This window comes from Pseudomonas sp. SIMBA_068 (genome assembly GCF_046534705.1).
In the GTDB taxonomy this organism is placed as follows: domain Bacteria; phylum Pseudomonadota; class Gammaproteobacteria; order Pseudomonadales; family Pseudomonadaceae; genus Aquipseudomonas; species Aquipseudomonas putida.
Genome location: NZ_JAWRYI010000821.1, coordinates 1 through 261, shown reverse-complemented (window position 1 = coordinate 261; position 261 = coordinate 1). Strand labels below are relative to the sequence as shown.

At 64.8% G+C, this 261-nt stretch carries 1 pseudogene; it reads right to left on the bottom strand.

Annotation, left to right across the window (positions count from 1 at the left end):
* Nucleotides 1-261: pseudogene (locus SB756_RS31610) on the bottom strand (DNA mismatch repair protein MutS); the annotation flags it as partial.

The following is a 261-nucleotide window of genomic DNA, read 5'->3' as shown; positions in this document are numbered from 1 at the left end:
CTGCGGCCGGGAATCCTGTGCGTCGAAAATACGGTCGTAGACGTCTTCCCCGAAACTGGTGGGCAGCGGCGGCCCGACGACGAGGCGGAAGTCGCGGTTCCCACTCTGGTCCCTGTTCGCTCGCAGGAACAGCGCCTCAGCGTGCCCCTCGGTGAAGTAGCGGTGCGCGAAGTCATACAGGTGCGTGACAAGGGCCACCCGGACATCTGCTGCGGTGAGTGCCCCAACCAGGTGCCGGAGGATCTCGGATCCTTCACGTTC